Genomic DNA, 20,249 nt, shown 5'->3' with positions numbered 1-20,249 from the left:
CCTCTCTTCGCCAGTGGGGTGTGACCTTCTTCCTTGGTGGGGTGAAGGTCGTCAGAACTTCACCGCAGCGAAGGGAGCATCTGTGTGGAGAATCAAGGACGGACTGGCGTCCATTCACGGTTTTCGCGGATCAGGGTATTGGCCAGAATCACGAGCTTTCGCATGACGGCAACGATGGCGGTCTTGAAGGTTTTTCCAGTAGCGCGGAGCCGTCCGTAGAAAGCAGCAAGATCCGGGTTTAGGCGCATGGCGCTGAGGGCAGCCATATAAAGAACATTGCGGACCGTTTTCCGTCCTCCGTGGATGGAGCGTTTCCCACGCCACATACCGGAGTCCCTATTCATGGGAGCAACGCCGACAAGTGCTGCGATTTGCGCCGCATTTGCTTGGCCGAGCTCTTCAAGCTCAGCAATCAGAACAGCGGCCGTAACGAACCCGACACCGGGAAGCGACATCAGCAGACGGAACCACCGCGCGAGGGCTGGATCTAGGGCGATCTGACGATGTATTTCAGTCTCGAGCGCTTTTTGGTGCCGGCAACAGATCTTGAGGCGGCTTTTTATCTGTCGAAGTGCCAGGGTATGAGATGTTTCCCCCAATCTCTGTTTCAAAACAATCACCTCATCACATATCTGTCGTCTCGCTGCGACGAGGTCTCGAAGGGCTTCAAGAAAACAAGCAGGAGGCTTGACGGCATCCGGCTGGATGATCGCAGCGAACTGCGCCAACACCCCAGCATCGATCGCGTCGGTTTTAGCGAGTTTGCCCAGGGTGTCGGCGAATTTACGGGTTCTGTATGGATTGAGGATGGCAATGGAAAAACCGGCATCATGCAAATACCGGTGAGCCAACCGATGATAGCGACCGGTAGCTTCTACAACAATCAGCTCAGGACCATGACTCATCAACCACCATCCGAGTTGTCGTAGGCCGGTTTTATCATTTGTTACCGAAAAAGCTTTACCGGTTGGATAGATATGAACGTCGAGACGGGTTTTACCGACATCGATCCCGCCATATACTGGCTCGCGGACAGCCGGTTTGGGAGATTTCTCACCTTGCATACGGGACATCTAAGATTCCCTTTCATCTTCTCTAATTGAGCTTGTCAAACGTAGGGGGAAGAAAATCTTCTCTTCGCAGTGACGTCTATGAAGAATGACGCCCTGCAAGTTACTGTTCCTCAAGTCAACGGAACGGATAAACTGTTCAACGCACTCTCCGGTGCAAGATGAAGGTCGTCCTGTTCCCTTGCCTCTTCTGTCCCCGTAGGCCTGCATTCTCAATGAAAAAAGCTATGCTCCGTAATACGCCTTCATCCAGGAGGCGTGTTTCTCAAACTGCTTGCGCCATATTCGCAGCAACGGTTGTTCTTTTCGGGTTAAACGTTGTTCCGTTTTTCCATATGGCCAACATCAATACCCCGAGCTTGCGAGCTAACGCCGCGACAACGAGCTTAGTTGGCTTTTTCTTGCATAGCCGCATCGCCCAGCTCTTCAAAGAAGACAGGCGTTTCGTGCGCGAGAGCAGTGACTGCGCCGCTTCGAACAGCAGTGACCGCATCATGGATGATCCGGCCCTGGTAATCCCGCCGCGACGTTCGCTTTCTCCCGAAGCGTAAATGCGCGGCGTTAGCCCCAAATACGCACCGACATCCCGGTTGGACGAGAAGCGGTCCGGCGTATCAATCACGGTCTTGAAGGCAAACGCGTTGATCGGCCCGATACCGTCTATCGTTTGCAACCGCGCACATACCTCATCGTTGCGCGCGTACTTCCTGATAAACGCATCGTATCGAGATACGGCATCGCACAATGACTCATATGCTGTGAGCAACGGGTCGATGACATCCCAAAGGCCAAAGCGTTCGTGCAGTAGGCGTTCGCGGACCGCGCCCGGCCACAACGACCCCGACCCCTTGGGAAGGATAACGCCGAACGGCTTCACTAATCCCCGGATAGCATTTTTGATGTCCTGCTGCTTGTTTTTCACCGTTTGCCGGGCTTCAAGGTAACTTTTCAGTTCCTGTGTATCTTCTTGTGTCACATGCGTTTCTTTATACCATCCCGTGCGCAGGAGCTGAGCAAGACCCTCGGCGTCATTACGATCTGTCTTCACCGGCTGCGCCGAAAGAACTTTGCGCGTATGATGAGCCTCTAGGCACAGCGTATGCACACCGAAATTGCGTAATGCCCGCACCAGCCAATTGGTCGTGCTGCCGGCCTCCAGACCAACCAAACAGGCATTGCGATAAGGACCGAGCAGGGCAAAAAGTGTATCGGGAGACGCCGCCACATCTTTGCGCAAATGGATCTTCCCTGCAGCATCCATGACGCATACGCTTATGGTCCTTAACGATACATCGCATCCGATATAGAAATTCATGAATTTGGCTCCGTATTGAGGTTCACGTCTTATTACCCATGAAGCATAGATACCTTCCTGGGTCGCTCAATTACGGTAACTGTTCAGATCGGTTTCCCAAGCAGCGACCCGGCCAAGCTCCCTTACGGCCCTTCAGGCCTGGAGGGCGACGGCCCAAGTCGCTGAGCCTTACCGGGGTGGCCACCCCGGTAAGGCAACAACATCTCAAGCGATGAAACGTTGCGGTTTCAATATGCAAGGGGGGCGACGAAAAGGGGACGTGTGCCGTGTTCAGACACCTGGTCATCGCTTGCGGCCGGAACGAAGTAGAGGACCGGCCCTGGCCGGTTGAATAGGTGACTGAACTCGGCTAAGCGGAACCGTCGCCACCCGGACTACCGGGGATTTCCTCAATACACCGTGGCCGGCGCGATCGCGCCGGGCTCAATTTGAAGGCCGCAGGCCGCACGAGAGGGATAGTCACCCGAATGGGCGGAGACTTTTAGGCTCCGTGGAGCTTGGCGCCGTAGCGGCTAGCGGAATAAAGCCCGGACCCGCAGGGGCGAGCTGACCCATCTCTGTTCGGCGCGCGGCGTATCTCTCTCGTCGATCTGGCGGGGAGTTGGCCGTGTCTTCTGCGCATAGCTCGACGAGAACAGCAGTTGTGAGCGTGAAAACCCGCGCAAAACTACCGTTTTCAGAAAAGATGCTTAGGATCCTAACAACGCTTTTTGGGAGCTGATGCCGGACAGTGCAGAACCTACGCTAACGGGGGTTTCTTCATTGCTGCCGTTCGTGCGGATCGCGGCGAATGACCGGAAAGAGCCCAATTCAACAAATACACCGTTTGCCGCGAACGACAGTGAAACGCAGGAAGTGAGCTTTGCAAAGTTAAGCCAGCTCCGCTATGCGGACATTGGCGTCTGATGTTAAAATTGGTGGTTCCGAGCCTGAATACAGCCTATTTATGCACCCCTCATGAGCACACCAAAGACCTACAAAACTGCAGGCTGGCAAAGATTTGAACTCAACCGGCGGAAAATGCTCGCGAGCTACGATCTGGCAAAGTTTGAAAACAGAAACCGCCCTCTAATAACTGAACACGGAAATGTAGCGGAATCCGCCCTGCGAAGCTGGCTTAGTGACTTTTTACCTGATCGTTACGGTGTTACTTCCGGGTTCATCTTACCTCCCGTGCTGGAGGAGGAGCACCCGATCGAGTACCACTACGACCTGATAATCTATGACAAGCTGAATGCGCCAGTCCTGGTTTCAGACCAAGACACAGATAGATCCAGGACCGGAACCCCGAAGATGATACCGGCACAGTGCGTTATGGCAGTCTTCGAGGTAAAGGCGAGAGCGACACCCGCTTCTGCTAATGATGCGGCCAAGAAACTCCAAGAGCTATCGTCGATCACAAGTTTTCTTCGGAAGGGTTTCTTCAGCGGTGTTGTGTTCTTTGAGTTAGAAACCCTTCCGAAGAAAAGTCTGCGCATCCTTGAGAACCTTATTCCAAACGGCGCCCCGACGCGCATGCTCAACACAGGCTGCATCCTTCGCTGCACGCCACATCAGGAGGCATCAGGAAAACTTGAGAGCTTTCAGGGTGTAGTCAACGGTTCACCGCTTAAAGGCCCGCTTTTCAAGAATTTCCTTGAAGATGAAATAACAGTAGTCGACGGGCAACCTGCTGCTCCAAACGAAACAAGTTTTGGAATCTTGGACATTCGAAAAACCGCGAACATCAATCAGCAACACTTCTTTCTCAGGCACATATCGCGTGCAGCCAAGGGCGAGCAAGGAAACTACCGTGGAGTCGATGTTGAATGGTCTCGGAATGGTTTTGCACTTTTCATCCTAGACGTTCTCTCTCGACTGGGGACTGGGCGCCGGTTCTCAAAAGATGTTGTCGGCGGATACCCATTTGGATTGGAGTTTGATCGCGTAATTGAACCGTAGTCACCTCACCACCGCTCTGCTGACCGTTGGGCAACCGAACTCGAATGACTGCTTTTTCCACCATGCGTGTCAGAGATCGTGTCCGCTTCGGACTGGAGGCAGCCAAGGCCAAGGGCACCAAATTCGGCCGCAAGCGAAAGCTCGGTGATAAACAAATCGAGAGGGCTGTAAAGCTGCTGGAGACGCCCCACAAGGACGGCAGCTTACCAACCTACGAAGAGGTCGCGGAGGTCTTAGGCGTGAACAAGTCAACGATCTCCCGGCGGATAGCCGAATACAAGGAAAGGTCCGCATAGTGGATTACTGGACCCTCGGCGCCATGGCAGACGCCAATATCATTCTAAGCGCCTGGTGCGAAGATTGCCGCCACAAGAACCACATCGATCCAAACGATCTGATCAACCGCCCTGCCCTCTCGCCCTTCGTGAACGTACGGGAGTTGCGCGAGAAGATCGTCTGCAGCGCGTGCGGCTCGCGGTCGATCAACTTGCTGCTCCAGGATCGGTATGTCGTCGAGACATGGTATCCGGATCCGGATACCTGGGCACCGGATGACGACAGCCATCTGCGGGACGAAGAACCGTTGAAGATGCGCGCCGCGGGCTCATGAGCCGCTGTGTCTAGGTCGGTGCCGCAACAGGTTGGAGCAATGAAGTTGGAATAGGATAGAACGCCGTCTTCAGTCACTTTGGAGGACAAGAGCCATTACGACGACGTCAAAAAACTCTCCGTCGACTAACACGGCGTTGCGCAGAACACCTTCTTTGACGAATCCAGTTTTCTCGTATAGGGCAATTGCCCGAAAATTATCTGCGCGGACATCAAATTCAATGCGGGAAAACCCGGTTTCCGTCGCGCATTCGATCGCCAGCTCTATAAGCCTCGTACCTAAACCATTGCCGCGAAACTCTGGGACAATACCGATACCAAGCGTTCCGCGATGCGCGTGAGATTGTAAATGGTGTCGTCGGATGTCACACCAACCCACGACCTCACCTTCAATTGACGCAATCAGGTGCGGATTGCCCTGCTCTATATTGCTGAGAACAAATTCTCTGACCTCCTCCAGCGGGGGTGATTGAAGAAAAGCGAGGTACTTTCTTTCACGCGCAACTTTATCGAGCGCCTGATGGAAACTTTCGATGTTTTCAGTGCGTATAGGCTTTATAAAAATTTTTGCTGTCATCCGTGTCTACTCATGGTGTGCTTGGGTTAAATGCCTATAGCTATACTTTCTTCCTTACAAAGTGATGCCGCTCTCCGACCGTCGCGCCGTGAAGAACCACGGTTGCTCATACGGTCGTCTGTTTTCAGCGAATCAATCGGTTGGATACTCGTACAGATGCATTCCGCGAACGTCGACAGGTGCAACAACGACGATGAGGCGGATGATATCGCCGTTCTCGTCGCAAAAGGGAAAACAGCCGCGATAAAGCTGAATGAAGCTTCGAGATTCGACCGGAACGCAGCTTGTATGAAATGAAGGCTTCCGCGTTTCGGCGACGTCGATCACATTTCTCCAACGGATTGCGATCGTTTCCCTATCGAAGACAGTGCCCAGATTCATATTTGTCAGGTTCACCGAAAATACCTGTTTAACACCCTCCCCCATGATCCGAATGACATGACCTTCCAAGGTTACATCCTGCCGCCCAATGAGCATCATCCATTGCAAGAGCCTGGCTACCCGCATGGGGTCGAAGTCTAACCAAAATGGGGCCATTGGGCAGACTGAACGATCCAACTCACTAAAGTGTTTTGCAAAAACAGCAACGGGGTGACCGTCGCATATCTGGGACAATTCTATTGGCTTCATGGTTCTTTTCGCTTATGCGATCTGTCGATTGGTAAGCAGTGTGTTTAGTTCATGCCCGCCGATCGCAGGTGTAGATCGTCTCGTCGATCATCTCCTCCACCGTCGCCTCGATCTGAGAGCGGTCGAGACCGATGTCCTTCAGGTAGTAGTCATTTAAATCCCGGAGCGCGCGGATCGTCGTGCGCCGTCGGTGCCAACGGGCAATCTCGTCGATAATCCGGCAGCGCACGACGATCAGTAAGACGCCAATACCAGGGACGAAGCCTAGGATTCCGCGGATCCGATGGTCAGGCCGTTCTGGCCGATCGGCGGGACTCTGCCGGAAGCGTTTGCCGGGATTGGGAGGCTGGTAGGTGAATTTCATGGAGTCCTCCATTGGATTTCGGTTCGACCGCTTGCGGATCACCTGATCCTCCGAACCCAGGATCGGCGATTCGCAGACCCGTAAAAGTGTTTACACGTATTTGTGTACGTTTAAACTTTGTTCGTTTACAAACCGTAAAATCATGTGGGGCATCACATCGAGATGAGGAGATATCCGCCGCGATCACCGTCTACGATGAGTGAGCCAGGCAATTTCGAACTATCGATGGGAAGTCTGTGTAGATGGGGTCTGCCCCTAGCCGGAATCTACCCCAATGACAGCTTTCAGGATCGTAGCTGCAAAACCTGAGGCCTGGTGCGAACGGCGGCTAAGGTCCGGAATTTCCATTTCGATCCGTCCGCATTTCCGACCTTAACGGAAGGCGCAGTTAACACTATACGTAATTCAGTAAACGGCAGCTTGGAGTCCTTCTGCGTCCTTGGTTCGGAGCGCAGCATTCTACGTGGAGGGCTCTTTCCGGACCTTCGTTGCAGCTCGAACGAATGGCTGCATTCGTTATCGTACGATTCTGCCCCCTACCGGACTCGACCCCCACAGGCCCGGCCGGACAACTTTTCCGTTAAGAGCAATGCAACCTACAATTTTTGTTGATAGCAGGTTGTGATTATCTAGAATTGTAGCGTGAGCTTCCCCAAGCCACAAAAAGAAATGAGCCAATCCCAGGCTCAACTTCGCAAATTCAACCTAAGCAGGGCCGGGACTCACACCGGCCCTGTTTTTTTGTATGGGACCGTTTCTCGTCGAGCTCAACAGCATGTGCGGCTCATTCGATACGGCAAACCTCTCTTGGCAAGACATCGTTGACCTGGCGCGTCTGACGACAAATGAACCTTTGCCGCTCTTCAGCGGGAAAGACCGCTTTCCGATGCGCAAGAAGACGAAGGCCGCGGGCGAATGGAACGGAACACCGATCATCCGCGACCGCAATGACGTCCGCGAGGCTGCCGAAGCCCAATGGGGCCTGGTTCCCTTCTGGTGGCGCAAGCCGCTTTCAGAGAAGGCCTTCGATACCTTCAACGCCAAGCTCGAGGGCGTTCGCGAGACCAAGTCCTATCGGCATGCCCTTGAGAAGCAACGCTGTGTCATACCGACTTCTTGTTTCTACGAGTCGACGGGGCCGAAGGGCGGCAAGACCAAACACCGTGTCACGCTCGCCGGCGGCGGGCCAGTCATGCTCGCGGGGCTATACGACTACAACAAAGACCTGGAGCTGCTGAGCTTCACGATCATCACGACGGAACCAGGTCCTCGTTTCCGGGCGTTTCATCACCGGGTGCCGGCGATCCTTCCCGGCCCGGGCGCGATCGAAGGCTATCTCTCCGGACCGGTTGACGAAGCGATCGCGATCGCCGGCAGGAGTACCGACGAGCTGCTAGTGATGGATCCGCCGGAACCGGCAGAACCGGCTTAAAGGGGTCTGATGCCGGACAGTGCAGAATCCTACGCTAACGGGGGGTTCTTCATTGATGCCGTTCGTGCGGATCGCAGCGAAGGAACGGAAGGAGCCCAGAGTCACCGATGCTGCGACCGGGATGAATGTCGGCTTCTAGAAAGACACGATGATTGCACATCGAACTAATTTCGCGTTACATCTCAGCTCAACGGACTATTGGAAAGAGATTCATTGACCACATCCGTCTTTCTTGCGGTGCTACTTGCAGCGTTCCTGCACGCAACTTGGAATTCTTTGATCAAAGGAAGTGACGATAAGCACGCAACCATGTTGGCGGTTGTGCTTGGTCACGTTCCTCTCGCAATATTGGTCTTGCCGTTCGCGCCTCCCATTAACATGGCCGCTTTACCTTGGATCATCGGTGGCGTCGCTTTGCATTTAGGTTACCAGCTTTTTCTCATAGCGGGTTATCGTGCGGGCGACCTCACCCTCGTCTATCCGATAGCACGTGGATCTGCTCCGCTAATTGTCACGGCGGTTTCAATAGGGGTCATGGGAGTCTCGTTTACGAGCCTAGAGCTTTCGGGCGTCATTTTGATAGCACTTGGCCTTGTGTCTCTCGCACTCGTGCGACGCGCCGACGAAACCCGCAACTCACGTGCCGCCATCATGGCCCTCTGCACGGGTGCATTCATCGCAGCATATTCATTGGTGGATGGTATCGGCGCTAGGGTGGCTACGAGTGCGCTCGGGTTTTGGGCTTGGGCGGCCATCGGGAATGCGGTCGCCTTGATGATATGGACGGCCTTAATGCGGCCTTGTACCTTCAATATTCTGAAATCTAATCGTTCCGTTTTTATGACTGGTTTAATAGGCGGGACAGCGTCATTCCTCGCCTATGGGCTCGTCATCTGGGCCTTCACACAAGCGCCGATTGCACTTGTCACCGCGCTGCGCGAAACATCTATTGTTTTCGCGCTACTCATTGGGGTCGGCATTCTGAAAGAGCGGCTTGATTTCGTCAAAGTCATCACGACATTTGTTACGATTTCTGGCGCAATACTCCTGCGCACGTCAAAGTCATAAACCTTGGATTGGATGTCGTGATGACAAAGCTAATATGGATGTCAGACCCGCATTTCACGCAGGAAGGTGACGTGCTGGGTCACAACCCGCGCATCCGACTTCAAGCAGCGATAGACCACATCAACGATCATCACTCAGATGCTCAGATGTGCATCATTTCCGGCGATATGGTTAACCGTGGGACGCAGGCTGACTATGAAGGGGTAAAGGCCAAATTGGATGGCCTCGCTATTCCCTACCGTCCCATGGTTGGCAACCATGACAAACGAGACCTGTTCAGACAGATTCTACCACTGCCAGACACAGGTATGGCAGATTTCATTCAGTATAAGGTGGCAACACCCGATGGAGTATTAATCTGTCTAGACACGCAAAAAACGGGATCAGATGCGGGAGAGTTCTGTCCAGCACGTAGGGAATGGCTGCGCGAGACACTTAGCGACGCTGAAAACACCCCCGTATTCCTGTTCATGCATCATCCGCCAATGCCACTCGGTTTGCCGATGCAAGACACCGAAAATATGGAGAACGGACAAGCATTCATAGACTTAGTTTCTGGATTCAAGTGCGTGAAGTATTTGTTCATTGGTCATGTTCACCGGCCCATAACCGGCACGGTCGGGGGCATTCCGTTCTCGACCATGCGTTCCGTGCTCTACCAAGCGCCACCGCCTCGCCCAGAATGGAACTGGGACACGTTCAAGCCATGCAAGGAAGCACCCAATATTGGGGTAGTCCATCTAGCGGATGCATCAGTGAATCTGAAATACGATCAGTTCTGCGAATATCAGTTGGGCGTTACTGCCTCTTTGTAACAGAGTTGATGACCAGCTTTGTTTCTGTGCTTTCGGAAGCTATGCCAAAGATCGTTCAACCGTGAAAGCGGCCGTCGGCGCAGCCGCAGCGAAAACTAACTTTATCCGCATTGCCGACCTTGGTACCTTTTGCAGCAAAGGTCCGGAGCGAGCCCAAACTGACGGATGTTGCAAAATGCACCAACGGCCGAAAACCCCGGAGAAGCGGTCATTCGAAGACGCGTTTTACGGCTGCCCAGTGATGGATGGTGACGATTTTGCCAGGATTTCAGTGCGTTGAGAGGCGTCGTGTGCAGCACGTGTTCACGTTTCGATCGCGTGATTTCGTACTGCTTCGCATGAATTTCGTGACCAAGCGCTCGGGCCAATTCCGCGAGATCGACCTCTAGGCACGATTTCTCGTTGAGCGTACGCGCCGTCTGAACGGAAGGGGCGTCATCGCTGCGGCCGAACCGGCATGCTTGCAACCTGCAAAGCCACTTGCCGTTCCAAACAGTTCATCTTGCTGAGAGCACTGTAACGCCTTGCGTCATCAATATGCTCTCCACGCTGGCTTGATACTGGTCGACTTCTGACGAAAGCCATTTTTGAAAGCGCGCTTCGACCTTCGATGGCGAGCGCCGCGCCGCACGGCAGATCACGTAACGTTCAGTGCTTCGCAGCCCCAGCTTGAACGGCGCTATGAGGCGCCCGCTCTCGATGGCTTCAAGCGCCATGAAGCTATCGCCAATGGTGATGCCGGAGCCTGACAGGGCCGCGGACAGGCACATCGAAGTATCGTTGAACTTGGAAACCTGAACACGGGGCCCGGGATCGGCCACGCCACTATGCGCGAACCATGCGTTGCGCGGGTCATAGTTCCGGTCGATCAAGAATCTTGCGGTGTCAAGGAGCTTGCCATCAGACATGTGCTCGATGGCATAGTCGGGCGTACACAGGGGAATGTCGACCCAGTCGCAGAGCTCCTCCTCGATCAGGTCGCCAGAGTTGAAGTGGCCAGCCGGGCCATAAAAGATGCGAAAACTGAAGTTCTCGCCACGGCGCAATTGGCCATTGCGGTCGGCCACGACTTCGATTGCGACACCGGGATTTTCTACGAGGAAGCCGCCGATATGCTTGGCCAGCCATGAAGACGCGAAATCGCAGTCGACAAGAATCCGGACACTGTTTGCGCCATCCTGTTCTTCATGTGCACGTTGATAGGTTGCACTGATCAGGTCGAACCCCTGCAACAGGCCTGAAGCGAGCTGACGCCCGGATTCCGTCATGGTGACGCTCGGACGCCCTCGAATGACAAGCTGGCGGCCGAGCAGTACCTCGAGCTTCCGGATCTGCTTGCTGACCGCCGGTCGGGTGACATTCAGTTCCCGCGCGGCCTTTGAAAAGCTGCCGTGGCGGGCGACCAAGTCAAAGGTTCGAAGGGCTGTCAGAGGGAGCATCGGAAAACATGTTAGGTAACTCGAGGTTACCAAGGATTACCATTTGTCGTTTTGGAATCCAATCGGGTTTCACTAGTTTCCAGGAAACACCGACCAGAAAAGACAAATGAATGGATTCCCGAACATGAAGAACCCGGTGAAATTCTTGGCCAGCGGTCCCGAAGGTTGGACCACCAGTCCGAACGTGCCATTGGAAACTGCACAGCTTGTCGAAGGCGAAGCGGTCGGACAGGATCACATTTACTTCAGGCGGGAAACGCCCGGTGTTCGTGCCGGCATCTGGAGGGCAGAACCCTACACGGATTTCTATGAAGATTATCCATGCGACGAATTCATGTATGTGCTGGAGGGGTCCGTCACACTTGAAAACGACGACTTCTCTGAAACCTATCGTGCGGGTGACGCCTTTCTTGTGCCCAAAGGCTTCCGTGGGTTCTGGAAACAGTCCGAGCCGATGCTGAAATACTACGTGATGATTGATTGACCGTTGGGTGAAGAAAAATGCCAGGATCGATCAGCGTGAGCGAAACCGCGGATGCCGGGACCTATGATTATGTGATCATAGGCGCCGGTTCGGCTGGCTGTGTCATGGCGGCGCGGTTGGGCGAGGATTCTTCAATGCGGATCCTTGTTCTGGAAGCCGGCGGCAGCGACAACTCGATCTTCGTGAAGATGCCCTCTGCGCTGTCCATTCCCATGAATACCACGCGCTTCAACTGGGGTATGACCACCGAGCCAGAGCCGGGCCTAGATGGCAGGGTGATGAACCTTCCACGCGGCAAGGGGCTCGGTGGGTCGTCGTCCATCAACGGCATGTGCTGGGTGCGCGGCAATCCGATGGACTACGAGCTGTGGTCGGCGCTTGGTGCCGATGGTTGGCACTGGGCCAATGTGCTCCCTTACTTCAGACGGCTGGAAAACGTTCGGGGCGGCGGGTCACTCAGAGGCACTGACGGACCGATTTCGGTGCGGCGTGGTGCAGAGGCCAATCCGCTCTACCGTGCCTTCGTGGAAGCAGGCCGACAAGCTGGCTATGCCGTCAGCGAGAACATGAACGACCGTCAGCATGAGGGTTTCGGCCCGATGGAAATGTCGGTTGGCAATGGCGTCCGGTCGAGCGCGGCGGTGGGCTATCTGCACCCTGCCATGAGGCGCGGCAATGTCCGGGTGATCAAGCATGCGCTGGTGGACCGGCTGACCTTCGAGGACGGCAGATGCACGGGTGTTCTTTTCTCGCAGAATGGCAAGCCGATGAGAGCGAAAGCCGGTCGCGACGTTGTCCTCAGCGCCGGATCGATCATGTCTCCTGCCGTCCTCATGCGGTCCGGGATCGGTCCTGCGCAGCAGTTGAAGGAGCATGGGATCCCTGTGATCGCCGACCGGGGCGCCGTGGGCGCAAACCTTATGGATCATCTGGAGATCTATCTTCAGATGGAGTGCCGCGAACCCGTGACGCTCTTTTCGTATATGAACCCCTTTGGAAAGGCACTTATCGGCGCACGCTGGATCATGACCCGCACGGGATTGGGCGCGACCAACCACTTTGAAAGCGGTGGCCATATCCGCAGCCGGGCCGGGATCGTCTATCCCGATATCCAGTTTCATTTCCTGCCGCTTGCAATCTCCTATGATGGCAAGTCCATGGCCACAGGACACGGCTTCCAGGTACACGTCGGCACCAAGCGCTCAAAGAGCCGCGGCTGGGTCAAGCTGCGCAGCGCAATGCCGGAGGACCTCCCACGGGTTCGGTTCAACTACATGACACATCCCGATGACTGGCTTGAAATGCGCGCCTGCATCAGGCTGACGCGCGAGATATTTGCCCAGCCAGCCCTTGCGCCCTACCGTGGCAAGGAACTGGCGCCGGGCGCGGCATGCAAAGATGACGCCTGTCTCGACCAATTTCTCAAGGACAAGGTGGAAAGCGCTTATCACCCGTGCGGCACCTGCCGGATGGGCACTGACGACGACGCTGTCGTCGATCCTCTGACGATGAAGCTGAAGGGTTTCGAGGGCCTGCGCGTTGTGGATAGCTCGGTCATGCCTCGGGCGACCGCCGGCGACCTGAATGCACCGACACTGGTCATGGCCGAACGCGCCGCCGATCTGGTTCGCGGGCAGCGCCTCGCTCCGATCGAGGATGCCCCGATCCTGGCCGATCCGAACTGGGCGACGTGCCAGCGTTCCTCCGCGATCACGCGTGACTACGCGAAGGACCGAGAAGCGCTGCGTACTGCGCTGCTTCAAGGCGCGCCACAATAACCGACCAACAGGAGAGAAAAATGAAACTGACCCCGAAGACAGCGATTGGCGTGCTTGCCCTGAGCGCGTTCACACTGAGCGGGCCTGCTGCGTGGGCACAGGTGGAAACCGATGAACCGATCCGCATCGCGATCAACGAATGGACCGGGCAACATATCTCTGCCAACATCGCCGCCGAATTGCTCAAGAAGATGGGCTATAACGTCGAGCTTGTCACAGCCGGAGGGCTGCCTCAGTTCACTGCGCTGGCGCAGAACGAAATCAACCTCAATCCGGAGGTCTGGGACAACTCTGTCACCGACATCTATACCGACGGCCTACAGACGGGTGCCATCGTCAACATGGGGAGCCTGGGGCTAGAGCCGCGCGAAAGCTGGATCTATCCCGCCTACATGGAAGAGGCGTGTCCGGGACTTCCGAGCTACCAGGCGCTTTTTGATTGCGCCGAGGCATTCGCCACAGCAGAGACCTTTCCGAATGGCCGACTGATTACCTATCCCGCAGACTGGGGCACTCGATCGAAGTCGGTCGTTGAAGGGATCGGCTTGCCGTTCAATCCTGTTCCCGGTGGGTCAGAAGGCACCATGGTTGCCGAACTCAAAAGCGCACTCGCTTCGCAAGCGCCCATCATCATGATGTTCTGGCAGCCGCACTGGGTGTTTGCCGAGGTCGACATGAAATGGGTCGAATGGAACGAGGTGGAGGGCGAATGCATCGAGGAAGAACAGGTTCGAGACACCGCCTGCGGCTTTTCACAGGCCAGCGTCAACAAGATCGTCTCCAACAACTTCGCCGCGACATGGCCGAACGCCGCTGCGTTCATCGAAGAGTTCACCCTGAACAATGAACAGCAGAACATCATGATCAACGAAATCGATCAGAAGGGGCGTTCGTTGAAAGAGGTCGTCGCCGAGTGGATCGCTGACAACGAAGCAACATGGACCCCCTGGATTCAATGAACCAGACCAAGGCACCCGGCTTTCGAGCCGGGTTGCCGACGTCCAACTTGGGAGGGTCCAAATGATCGACCAGTCGAGTGCTACGACGACCGGTGCTGTCAAGCTATCGTGCCGAAACCTGTGGAAAGTCTACGGATCGAAACTCGACTATTACTTTGACACATCCGGTTATTCGATTGATGTCGACAGTCTTGCAGCGCGGATGCGCGCCGAAGGTCACGTTCCGGCCGCCATCGACGTGAGCTTCGATGTTCATGTCGGTGAGATTTTCGTGATCATGGGTCTTTCCGGTTCGGGCAAGTCGACAGTTGTTCGCTGCCTGTCGAGGCTGGTGGACGCGTCCTACGGAAAGGTCCTCCTTGACGGGGACAACCTTCTGGCAAAATCGCCCAAGGAACTCATCGAGGTGCGGCGCCACAAGATGGGCATGGTCTTTCAGAATTTCGGTCTTCTGCCGCATCTCTCGGTCATGGAAAACGTGGCGTTCCCGTTGAAACTGCAAGGAAAACCTCTCCTCGAGCAGCGACAGAAAGCCGAGCGCGTCATCGAGCTGGTGGGGCTTCAGGGACGCGAATATGCGTTGCCGGGGCAGCTTTCGGGTGGGCAACAGCAACGGGTCGGCATTGCCCGCTCGCTCATTGTGGAGCCTGACGTCTGGTTCCTTGACGAGCCGTTTTCAGCGCTCGATCCACTTATCCGTCGCCAGATGCAGGACGAATTCCTGCGCATCCAACGGGTGCTGCACAAATCCATCGTCTTCATCACGCACGATTTCCTTGAGGCATTGCGCATCGCTGACCGCATGGCGATTATGCGCGACGGAAAGGTCGTGCAGATCGGAACCCCGACCGATTTGATCCTGAACCCGGCGGACGAGTATGTGGCGCGTTTCACATCCGAGGTGCCGCGGATCAGGCTGTTGAAGACCGCCGCCTGCGCAGTCCCCGCAAATGGCGATGCGTCAACCATGCCGCAGGTTGCCGCCGAGGAGCCGGTTGAAAACCTGATCAGCAAACTGGCCGCACATCCTGACGGTGTTGCCGTCCATGACACGACGGGCGCAGACTTGGGGATCGTGACACCGGCTTCCTTGATCAAGTCCCTCGCCGCACTTGGACAGGACAACACCCATGTCGCAAGCTGACGCAATCCAGACGGTTCCGACCGCGAAGGTCCGGGCCGATGTCCGGGCGGGCTGGCTCGCGGTGATCGTGTTCGCACTGCTGTGCGTTCTGGCACAGGCGCAGTTTGACTGGCTGGAGACCTTTCCCGAAGCGTTGCAGCTTCCGGTGGAGGCGTGGTTCAACATTGGCATGGATTGGATCGTCGCCAACTTCAGGGCAGTTTTCCAGACCGTAACGCTGGTTTTCACATACCCCATGGGGTGGATCCGGGAAACGCTGCATTGGCTGCCGTGGAGCGGCTTCGTCCTGGTCATGGCAGCTTTGGCCTTCAAGGCACGGGGCGCAGGGCTTCCTGTCTTCACCACCCTCAGCCTTGTCTATGTGTTGACCGTCGGGTTGTGGACCGAGGCGATGAATTCTTTCGCGCTGGTTTTCATATCGGTGCCATTGGCCGTTCTGGTGGGGTTCGTTCTGGGCGTTTGGGGATTCGCCTCGAAACGGGTCGAACGGGCTTTGAACCCGGTTCTCGAAATTGCGCAAACCGTGCCTGCTTTTGCCTACCTTTTGCCCATCCTTCTGTTGTTCGGCTTCGGCCCGGTTGTCGGCCTGGTGGCCTCGGTGCTGTTTGCCTTCCCGCCGATGGTCCGCAACACGATCCTCGGGTTGCGTGATGTGCCCTCTGACATCATCGAGTCCGGGCAGATGTCGGGGGCTAACCGCGCGCAGCTCTTCTGGCTTGTCCGCTTCCCTGCCGGCCGGCGCCAGATCCTGGTCGGCGTGAACCAGACGACCATGGCGTCGCTCTCGATGGTCATCATCGCGTCGATGATCGGCGGCACCGCTGATATCGGCTGGGAAGTCCTGTCGACCATGCGCAAGGCAGAATTCGGAGCAAGCCTTGTCGCGGGGATCGTCATCGCTCTGATGGCAATGATCCTCGACCGCATCACCTTCGGAATGGCAGAGCGCGAGGGCAGAGGCCTCGAACACCGGGGTTTCCTGAAGCGCTACGGGTTTTGGTTCGCCATTGCCGGCTCGATTGCGCTCCTGATCGTTCTGCGCCCGGCCCTGCCCATCCTGGGCGCGTGGCCGGAGACCTGGCAGATTGATCTCGCCGAGCCGCTGGATCAGGCAATCCAGTGGTTCATCTTGGCATTCAAGCCGCTACTCGAAGCCATGAAGAACAGCGTGATCTTCTTTGTCATGCTACCGCTGAAGATCGGTCTCGACAAGGCCGTCAGCCCGTTCACGTGGGGGTTTGGGTGGCAACCCTGGCACACGGCGGTATATGCAGTCTTGGTCCTGGCTGGAACCGTGGCGGCCATCCACGCTGGGCGCGTGAGGCTCGCCATCGCTGTCGTGCTTGGCGCGCTGGTGCTTTTGGTCGGCATCGCCGACATGCCCTGGCCAGCAAGCGTGGCAATCCTTGTCTATTTCGGTTGGCGGATGGGCGGTTCGGGTTTGGCGACCGGCACCGCGCTGGCGCTCTCATTCCTGTTGGTCTCCGGGTCATGGGACAAGGCGATGCTGTCGATCCATCTGACCACGCTGGCGGTCCTCGCTTCATTCCTTATTGGCACAACCCTCGGGATTATCGCTGCGCAGAATGACTGGTTTTCGCGTTTAATGCGCCCGATCAACGACACGTTGCAGACCATGCCACCGTTCGTGCTGTTGATCCCCATCGTGATGCTTTTCAAGATCGGCGACTTTACAGCGCTTCTTGCAATCATCTCCTACGCCTACGTTCCAGCCTTCCGCTATGCCGAGCACGGTTTGCGACATGTCTCAAAGGATGTGGTTGAAGCAGCAACCTGTATCGGTGCTACGCCCATGCAGCTTCTTCTCCAGGTAAAACTGCCACTGGCGCTGCCCAATATCATGCTGGGACTGAACCAGACGATCATGTATGGCATGGCGATGCTCGTGATCGCAGCTCTCGTCGGCACAAGCGATCTCGGACAAGAGGTCTATGTCGGTCTTAGTGCGGGCAATTTCGGACAGGGCTTCGTTGCGGGTCTCGGCATGGCGATCATCGCCATCACGGCCGACAGGTTCTGCCGCGCCTGGCAACGCAATCACGAAGCACGACTTCAGAAAGGTGCGGCATGAAACTCGTTTATTCGGAAGATCACCGTGGCCATGCAGGGGCCATGGAAATGCGCTATGACGAGATGATTCCGATGTCTGAATGCCCCGAACGCATGGATGCGATTATGGGCGGGCTGAAAGCGGCCGGGTTCACAGATATCGTCGCACCTGACGTATACGGGTTGGATGTCGTGCATCAGATCCACGACCCTGCTTTCGTCAGCTTTCTGCAGCACTGCTATCCGCTCTGGGAGGAGGAATTCGGCCCCGGGCGTTTTGCCACGGCTTATACATTCGGAATGCGGGGCATGGACCAGGTTCCGAATGCATCCGTACATTCCATGCTCAGCTGCTATACGTTCGATGTCTGCGCGCCCTTCGTTGCGGGCACCTGGACGGCGATCAACGCCGCCAAGGATATTGCCCTGACCGGAGTGGACCTAATGAAAGCTGGCGAGCAAGCTGTCTTTTCGGTGTGCCGTCCGGCCGGACACCATGCCTCGCAGGATCTTGCGGGCGGGTACTGCTATCTCAACAATGCAGCCATCGCTGCACAGGCGCACCTGAATGCCGGCGCAAAACGTGTGGCCCTGCTCGATATCGACTACCACCATGGCAACGGTACGCAGCGCATCTTCTACGATCGCGCGGATGTGTTCTTTGCCTCGCTGCATTGCCGACCGCAGGATGAATACCCCTTCCTCATGGGGTATGACACTGAAACCGGCACGGGCGCGGGTAAAGGATTTAACCTCAATCTGCCAATGCCTCGCGGAACAGACTACACAGAGTGGGCGAGGGCGCTTCAAGTCGCTCTTGATCGGATCTTGGCATATGCACCTGAGGTTCTCGTTGTCTCGCTGGGTGTCGATACATTCGAAGGCGACCCGGTTGGCGGGTTCACACTCCAGACCGCGGACTACATCGATGTCGGCAAACGCCTTGCTGCCACCGGCCTGCCCACTCATTTCGTGATGGAAGGTGGCTACGCGATGGAGTCGCTCGGAACAAACGTTGCCAACGTCATCACCGGATACTGCGAGGGTACTGCAGAGCAATCGACGGTGACGGTTCAAGAATGATGGACATGTCGATCAGCTTCTTGGTGATGCTCCCTGCCTCAAGTCAGCCCGACCCAAACGCCGCCGACCTCCTTTCTATGGACCTGGGTAGGTTGGCAGAACAGACACTGTGAGCGTAGAGTATTCACAGCGGGTCCGTTCCGGTCGAGGGCGCAGCTGAGGAGACCTATGAATGCCCCTGAACGCAGCCACCGAGGCGGGCGTTTCTCTACTGCGCCCATGGAGGATTGGGTTAATCCGTCAACGTTACCAAGAAGCTAAGCATTCCACGCGTGCAATTTGTGTGCAATTCGCTCCGAGAGTCTGCAAACCGCAATGGAGCTGACTTTCATATCAGCAATCCAAACGGCGGCTTTGTCCCGGATGCTGTTGAAAAAGTCTGCTTGAGCCGGACGTTTTCTGCTGATTCAATTTTCCCGTGCTAAGGGAGGGTTGAGGCGATGCTGGGTCCGCGGCAGGTGGCGCAGGGTGCGTTGTTCTACGAGTTTTCGATCGAAACGCATGTGCCGCGGGATCATCTGCTGCGGTCGATTGACCGGTTCGTCGATCTTGCTGGTGTCCGCCAGTACTTGGCTCCCTTTTATAGCTCGATGGGCCGTCCGTCAGTCGATCCGGAGCTAATGATCCGCATGCTGATTGTCGGCTACACGATGGGCATCCGGTCTGAGCGCCGGCTTTGCGAGGAAGTGCATCTCAACTTGGCGTATAGATGGTTCTGTCGCCTCGACCTTGGGGATCCGGTTCCGGACCACTCGACCTTCTCAAAGAACCGCCATGGCCGCTTTCGCGATAGTGACCTGTTCCGTCATCTCTTCGAGCAGGTTCTGGCGCGCTGCATCGCCGAGGGTTTGGTTGGCGGCGACCAGTTCGGCGTTGACGCCTCGCTGATCAAAGCTGACGCGAGCCGTTACACCAAAGTTGAAGCGGCAGAGTGGTCTCCACCTGACGAGGCGACACGGGCGGTCCGGGAGTATCTCGAGACGCTTGATGATGCGGCCTTTGGCGGGGCGACACAGGTGAGGCCAAAGGCGCTCTCGCCCTCGGACCCGGCAGCACGCTTTACCGGTGCCAACGGCGACCGGGCGTTCTTCGCTTACTCGACGAATTATCTCGTTGATCTTGAGAACGCCGTCATCGTTGATGTCGAGGCGACCGCGCCGATCCGCCAAGCTGAAGCCGGTGCCGCGCAAGAGATGATCAGGCGCACAAAGGAACGGTTTGATCTGTATCCCGCGATACTGGCGGCCGACACAGCTTACGGCTCCGCCGACATGTTGGGCTGGCTCGTCGAAGACGAAGGTATTGAGCCGCATATCCCGGTATTCGATAAGTCTGAGCGTAAGGACGGCTCGTATCCAGCCACTGACTTCATCTACGATCACGAGGCCGATGAATACCAATGCCCTGGCGGTCAGGCGTTGAAGCCATACTGGCGGAATATCTCGAAGGGTCGGCAGGCATTCGGCAAGGA

General features: G+C 56.1%; 19 protein-coding genes and 1 pseudogene. 14 read left to right on the top strand and 6 right to left on the bottom strand.

The features are described 5' to 3' along the window. Positions 1 to 92 precede the first annotated feature (92 nt). Both QMZ18_RS35190 and QMZ18_RS35185 read right to left on the bottom strand, forming a co-directional pair. Positions 93 to 1,064, bottom strand: a complete 972-nt coding sequence (locus QMZ18_RS35190) for an IS110 family transposase (RefSeq protein ID WP_282611132.1) — start codon at positions 1,062 to 1,064, stop codon at positions 93 to 95. A 271-nt stretch (positions 1,065 to 1,335) separates the two neighbouring features. Continuing rightward, positions 1,336 to 2,385, bottom strand: a complete 1,050-nt coding sequence (locus tag QMZ18_RS35185) for an IS110 family transposase (protein WP_282611131.1) — start codon at positions 2,383 to 2,385, stop codon at positions 1,336 to 1,338. A 720-nt stretch (positions 2,386 to 3,105) separates the two neighbouring features. Between QMZ18_RS35185 and QMZ18_RS35180 the strand changes: the two genes are divergently transcribed. Genes QMZ18_RS35180 through QMZ18_RS35165 form a run of 4 tightly spaced genes read left to right on the top strand, consistent with a single transcriptional unit; the run spans position 3,106 to position 4,936 of the window. Continuing rightward, positions 3,106 to 3,291, top strand: a complete 186-nt coding sequence (locus QMZ18_RS35180) for a hypothetical protein (protein ID WP_282611130.1) — start codon at positions 3,106 to 3,108, stop codon at positions 3,289 to 3,291. A 51-nt stretch (positions 3,292 to 3,342) separates the two neighbouring features. Next, positions 3,343 to 4,326, top strand: a complete 984-nt coding sequence (locus QMZ18_RS35175; protein ID WP_282611129.1) for a DUF6602 domain-containing protein — start codon at positions 3,343 to 3,345, stop codon at positions 4,324 to 4,326. 44 nt (positions 4,327 to 4,370) lie between these two features. Next, positions 4,371 to 4,622, top strand: a complete 252-nt coding sequence (locus tag QMZ18_RS35170; protein ID WP_282611128.1) for a hypothetical protein — start codon at positions 4,371 to 4,373, stop codon at positions 4,620 to 4,622. Beyond that, entirely contained in the window at positions 4,622 to 4,936 is a 315-nt protein-coding gene (locus tag QMZ18_RS35165; protein WP_282611127.1) for a hypothetical protein, read from the top strand. The genes QMZ18_RS35170 and QMZ18_RS35165 overlap by 1 nt, the downstream gene beginning before the upstream one ends. Positions 4,937 to 5,005: 69 nt before the next feature. On the opposite strand, the gene QMZ18_RS35160 is transcribed toward QMZ18_RS35165, so the two are convergent. From QMZ18_RS35160 to QMZ18_RS35150, 3 genes are all read right to left on the bottom strand, one after another. Further along, on the bottom strand, positions 5,006 to 5,512 hold the full coding sequence (locus QMZ18_RS35160; RefSeq protein ID WP_282611126.1) for a GNAT family N-acetyltransferase: 507 nt from the start codon (positions 5,510 to 5,512) through the stop codon (positions 5,006 to 5,008). A 132-nt stretch (positions 5,513 to 5,644) separates the two neighbouring features. Beyond that, positions 5,645 to 5,992 (bottom strand): hypothetical protein, encoded by a 348-nt coding sequence (locus QMZ18_RS35155; RefSeq protein WP_282611125.1) that lies wholly within the window; start codon positions 5,990 to 5,992, stop codon positions 5,645 to 5,647. A gap of 199 nt (positions 5,993 to 6,191) precedes the next feature. Beyond that, complete coding sequence (locus tag QMZ18_RS35150) at positions 6,192 to 6,506, bottom strand: DUF1127 domain-containing protein (RefSeq protein WP_282611124.1); 315 nt, start codon at positions 6,504 to 6,506, stop codon at positions 6,192 to 6,194. 775 nt (positions 6,507 to 7,281) lie between these two features. On the opposite strand from QMZ18_RS35150, the gene QMZ18_RS35145 reads away from it, so the two are divergent. The 3 genes from QMZ18_RS35145 (at position 7,282) to QMZ18_RS35135 (ending at position 9,821) form a co-directional block, all read left to right on the top strand. Continuing rightward, the gene (locus QMZ18_RS35145; RefSeq protein WP_282611123.1) at positions 7,282 to 7,938 is read left to right on the top strand and encodes an SOS response-associated peptidase; all 657 of its coding nucleotides are present in this window, start codon (positions 7,282 to 7,284) and stop codon (positions 7,936 to 7,938) included. A 213-nt stretch (positions 7,939 to 8,151) separates the two neighbouring features. Next, positions 8,152 to 9,006 (top strand): DMT family transporter, encoded by an 855-nt coding sequence (locus tag QMZ18_RS35140; RefSeq protein ID WP_282611122.1) that lies wholly within the window; start codon positions 8,152 to 8,154, stop codon positions 9,004 to 9,006. A 20-nt stretch (positions 9,007 to 9,026) separates the two neighbouring features. Then, positions 9,027 to 9,821, top strand: a complete 795-nt coding sequence (locus tag QMZ18_RS35135; protein ID WP_282611121.1) for a phosphodiesterase — start codon at positions 9,027 to 9,029, stop codon at positions 9,819 to 9,821. A gap of 497 nt (positions 9,822 to 10,318) precedes the next feature. On the opposite strand, the gene QMZ18_RS35130 is transcribed toward QMZ18_RS35135, so the two are convergent. After that, positions 10,319 to 11,260 (bottom strand): LysR family transcriptional regulator, encoded by a 942-nt coding sequence (locus QMZ18_RS35130; RefSeq protein ID WP_282611120.1) that lies wholly within the window; start codon positions 11,258 to 11,260, stop codon positions 10,319 to 10,321. Between the two features lie 106 nt (positions 11,261 to 11,366). Between QMZ18_RS35130 and QMZ18_RS35125 the strand changes: the two genes are divergently transcribed. From QMZ18_RS35125 to QMZ18_RS35095, 7 genes and pseudogenes are all read left to right on the top strand, one after another. Beyond that, positions 11,367 to 11,744 (top strand): cupin domain-containing protein, encoded by a 378-nt coding sequence (locus QMZ18_RS35125; protein WP_282611119.1) that lies wholly within the window; start codon positions 11,367 to 11,369, stop codon positions 11,742 to 11,744. Between the two features lie 35 nt (positions 11,745 to 11,779). Next, the gene (locus tag QMZ18_RS35120) at positions 11,780 to 13,522 is read left to right on the top strand and encodes a choline dehydrogenase (protein ID WP_282611118.1); all 1,743 of its coding nucleotides are present in this window, start codon (positions 11,780 to 11,782) and stop codon (positions 13,520 to 13,522) included. Positions 13,523 to 13,542: 20 nt separating this feature from the next. Beyond that, positions 13,543 to 14,481 (top strand): ABC transporter substrate-binding protein, encoded by a 939-nt coding sequence (locus tag QMZ18_RS35115; RefSeq protein ID WP_282611117.1) that lies wholly within the window; start codon positions 13,543 to 13,545, stop codon positions 14,479 to 14,481. A gap of 61 nt (positions 14,482 to 14,542) precedes the next feature. Continuing rightward, the gene (locus QMZ18_RS35110) at positions 14,543 to 15,625 is read left to right on the top strand and encodes a glycine betaine/L-proline ABC transporter ATP-binding protein (protein ID WP_282611116.1); all 1,083 of its coding nucleotides are present in this window, start codon (positions 14,543 to 14,545) and stop codon (positions 15,623 to 15,625) included. Continuing rightward, a complete protein-coding gene (locus QMZ18_RS35105) occupies positions 15,612 to 17,717 on the top strand; it encodes a proline/glycine betaine ABC transporter permease (protein WP_282611115.1) in 2,106 nt (701 codons plus the stop codon). Before QMZ18_RS35110 ends, QMZ18_RS35105 begins: the two co-directional genes overlap by 14 nt. Continuing rightward, entirely contained in the window at positions 17,714 to 18,778 is a 1,065-nt protein-coding gene (locus QMZ18_RS35100; protein ID WP_282611114.1) for a histone deacetylase family protein, read from the top strand. The genes QMZ18_RS35105 and QMZ18_RS35100 overlap by 4 nt, the downstream gene beginning before the upstream one ends. A 440-nt stretch (positions 18,779 to 19,218) precedes the next feature. Then, positions 19,219 to 20,223 (top strand): annotated as a pseudogene (locus tag QMZ18_RS35095) (transposase); the annotation flags it as partial. Between the last annotated feature and the right edge of the window lie 26 nt (positions 20,224 to 20,249).

The organism is Pelagibius sp. Alg239-R121 (genome assembly GCF_947331435.1).
In the GTDB taxonomy this organism is placed as follows: Bacteria; Pseudomonadota; Alphaproteobacteria; order Kiloniellales; family Kiloniellaceae; genus Denitrobaculum.
The sequence above is the reverse complement of the archived record's forward strand: the minus strand, read 5'-3'. Positions and strand labels throughout refer to the sequence as shown.

Excerpts from the sequence above, each read along its gene's own strand:
- QMZ18_RS35185 (WP_282611131.1), bottom strand. The coding sequence starts at position 2,385 with ATGAATTTCTATATCGGATGCGATGTATCGTTAAGGACCATAAGCGTA.
- QMZ18_RS35125 (WP_282611119.1), top strand. The coding sequence starts at position 11,367 with ATGAATGGATTCCCGAACATGAAGAACCCGGTGAAATTCTTGGCCAGC.
- QMZ18_RS35100 (WP_282611114.1), top strand. The coding sequence starts at position 17,714 with ATGAAACTCGTTTATTCGGAAGATCACCGTGGCCATGCAGGGGCCATG.
- QMZ18_RS35110 (WP_282611116.1), top strand. The coding sequence starts at position 14,543 with ATGATCGACCAGTCGAGTGCTACGACGACCGGTGCTGTCAAGCTATCG.
- QMZ18_RS35145 (WP_282611123.1), top strand. The coding sequence starts at position 7,282 with ATGTGCGGCTCATTCGATACGGCAAACCTCTCTTGGCAAGACATCGTT.
- QMZ18_RS35180 (WP_282611130.1), top strand. The coding sequence starts at position 3,106 with ATGCCGGACAGTGCAGAACCTACGCTAACGGGGGTTTCTTCATTGCTG.
- QMZ18_RS35130 (WP_282611120.1), bottom strand. The coding sequence starts at position 11,260 with ATGCTCCCTCTGACAGCCCTTCGAACCTTTGACTTGGTCGCCCGCCAC.
- QMZ18_RS35155 (WP_282611125.1), bottom strand. The coding sequence starts at position 5,992 with ATGATGCTCATTGGGCGGCAGGATGTAACCTTGGAAGGTCATGTCATT.
- QMZ18_RS35135 (WP_282611121.1), top strand. The coding sequence starts at position 9,027 with ATGACAAAGCTAATATGGATGTCAGACCCGCATTTCACGCAGGAAGGT.
- QMZ18_RS35115 (WP_282611117.1), top strand. The coding sequence starts at position 13,543 with ATGAAACTGACCCCGAAGACAGCGATTGGCGTGCTTGCCCTGAGCGCG.
- QMZ18_RS35160 (WP_282611126.1), bottom strand. The coding sequence starts at position 5,512 with ATGACAGCAAAAATTTTTATAAAGCCTATACGCACTGAAAACATCGAA.
- QMZ18_RS35105 (WP_282611115.1), top strand. The coding sequence starts at position 15,612 with ATGTCGCAAGCTGACGCAATCCAGACGGTTCCGACCGCGAAGGTCCGG.
- QMZ18_RS35170 (WP_282611128.1), top strand. The coding sequence starts at position 4,371 with ATGACTGCTTTTTCCACCATGCGTGTCAGAGATCGTGTCCGCTTCGGA.
- QMZ18_RS35150 (WP_282611124.1), bottom strand. The coding sequence starts at position 6,506 with ATGAAATTCACCTACCAGCCTCCCAATCCCGGCAAACGCTTCCGGCAG.
- QMZ18_RS35175 (WP_282611129.1), top strand. The coding sequence starts at position 3,343 with ATGAGCACACCAAAGACCTACAAAACTGCAGGCTGGCAAAGATTTGAA.
- QMZ18_RS35190 (WP_282611132.1), bottom strand. The coding sequence starts at position 1,064 with ATGCAAGGTGAGAAATCTCCCAAACCGGCTGTCCGCGAGCCAGTATAT.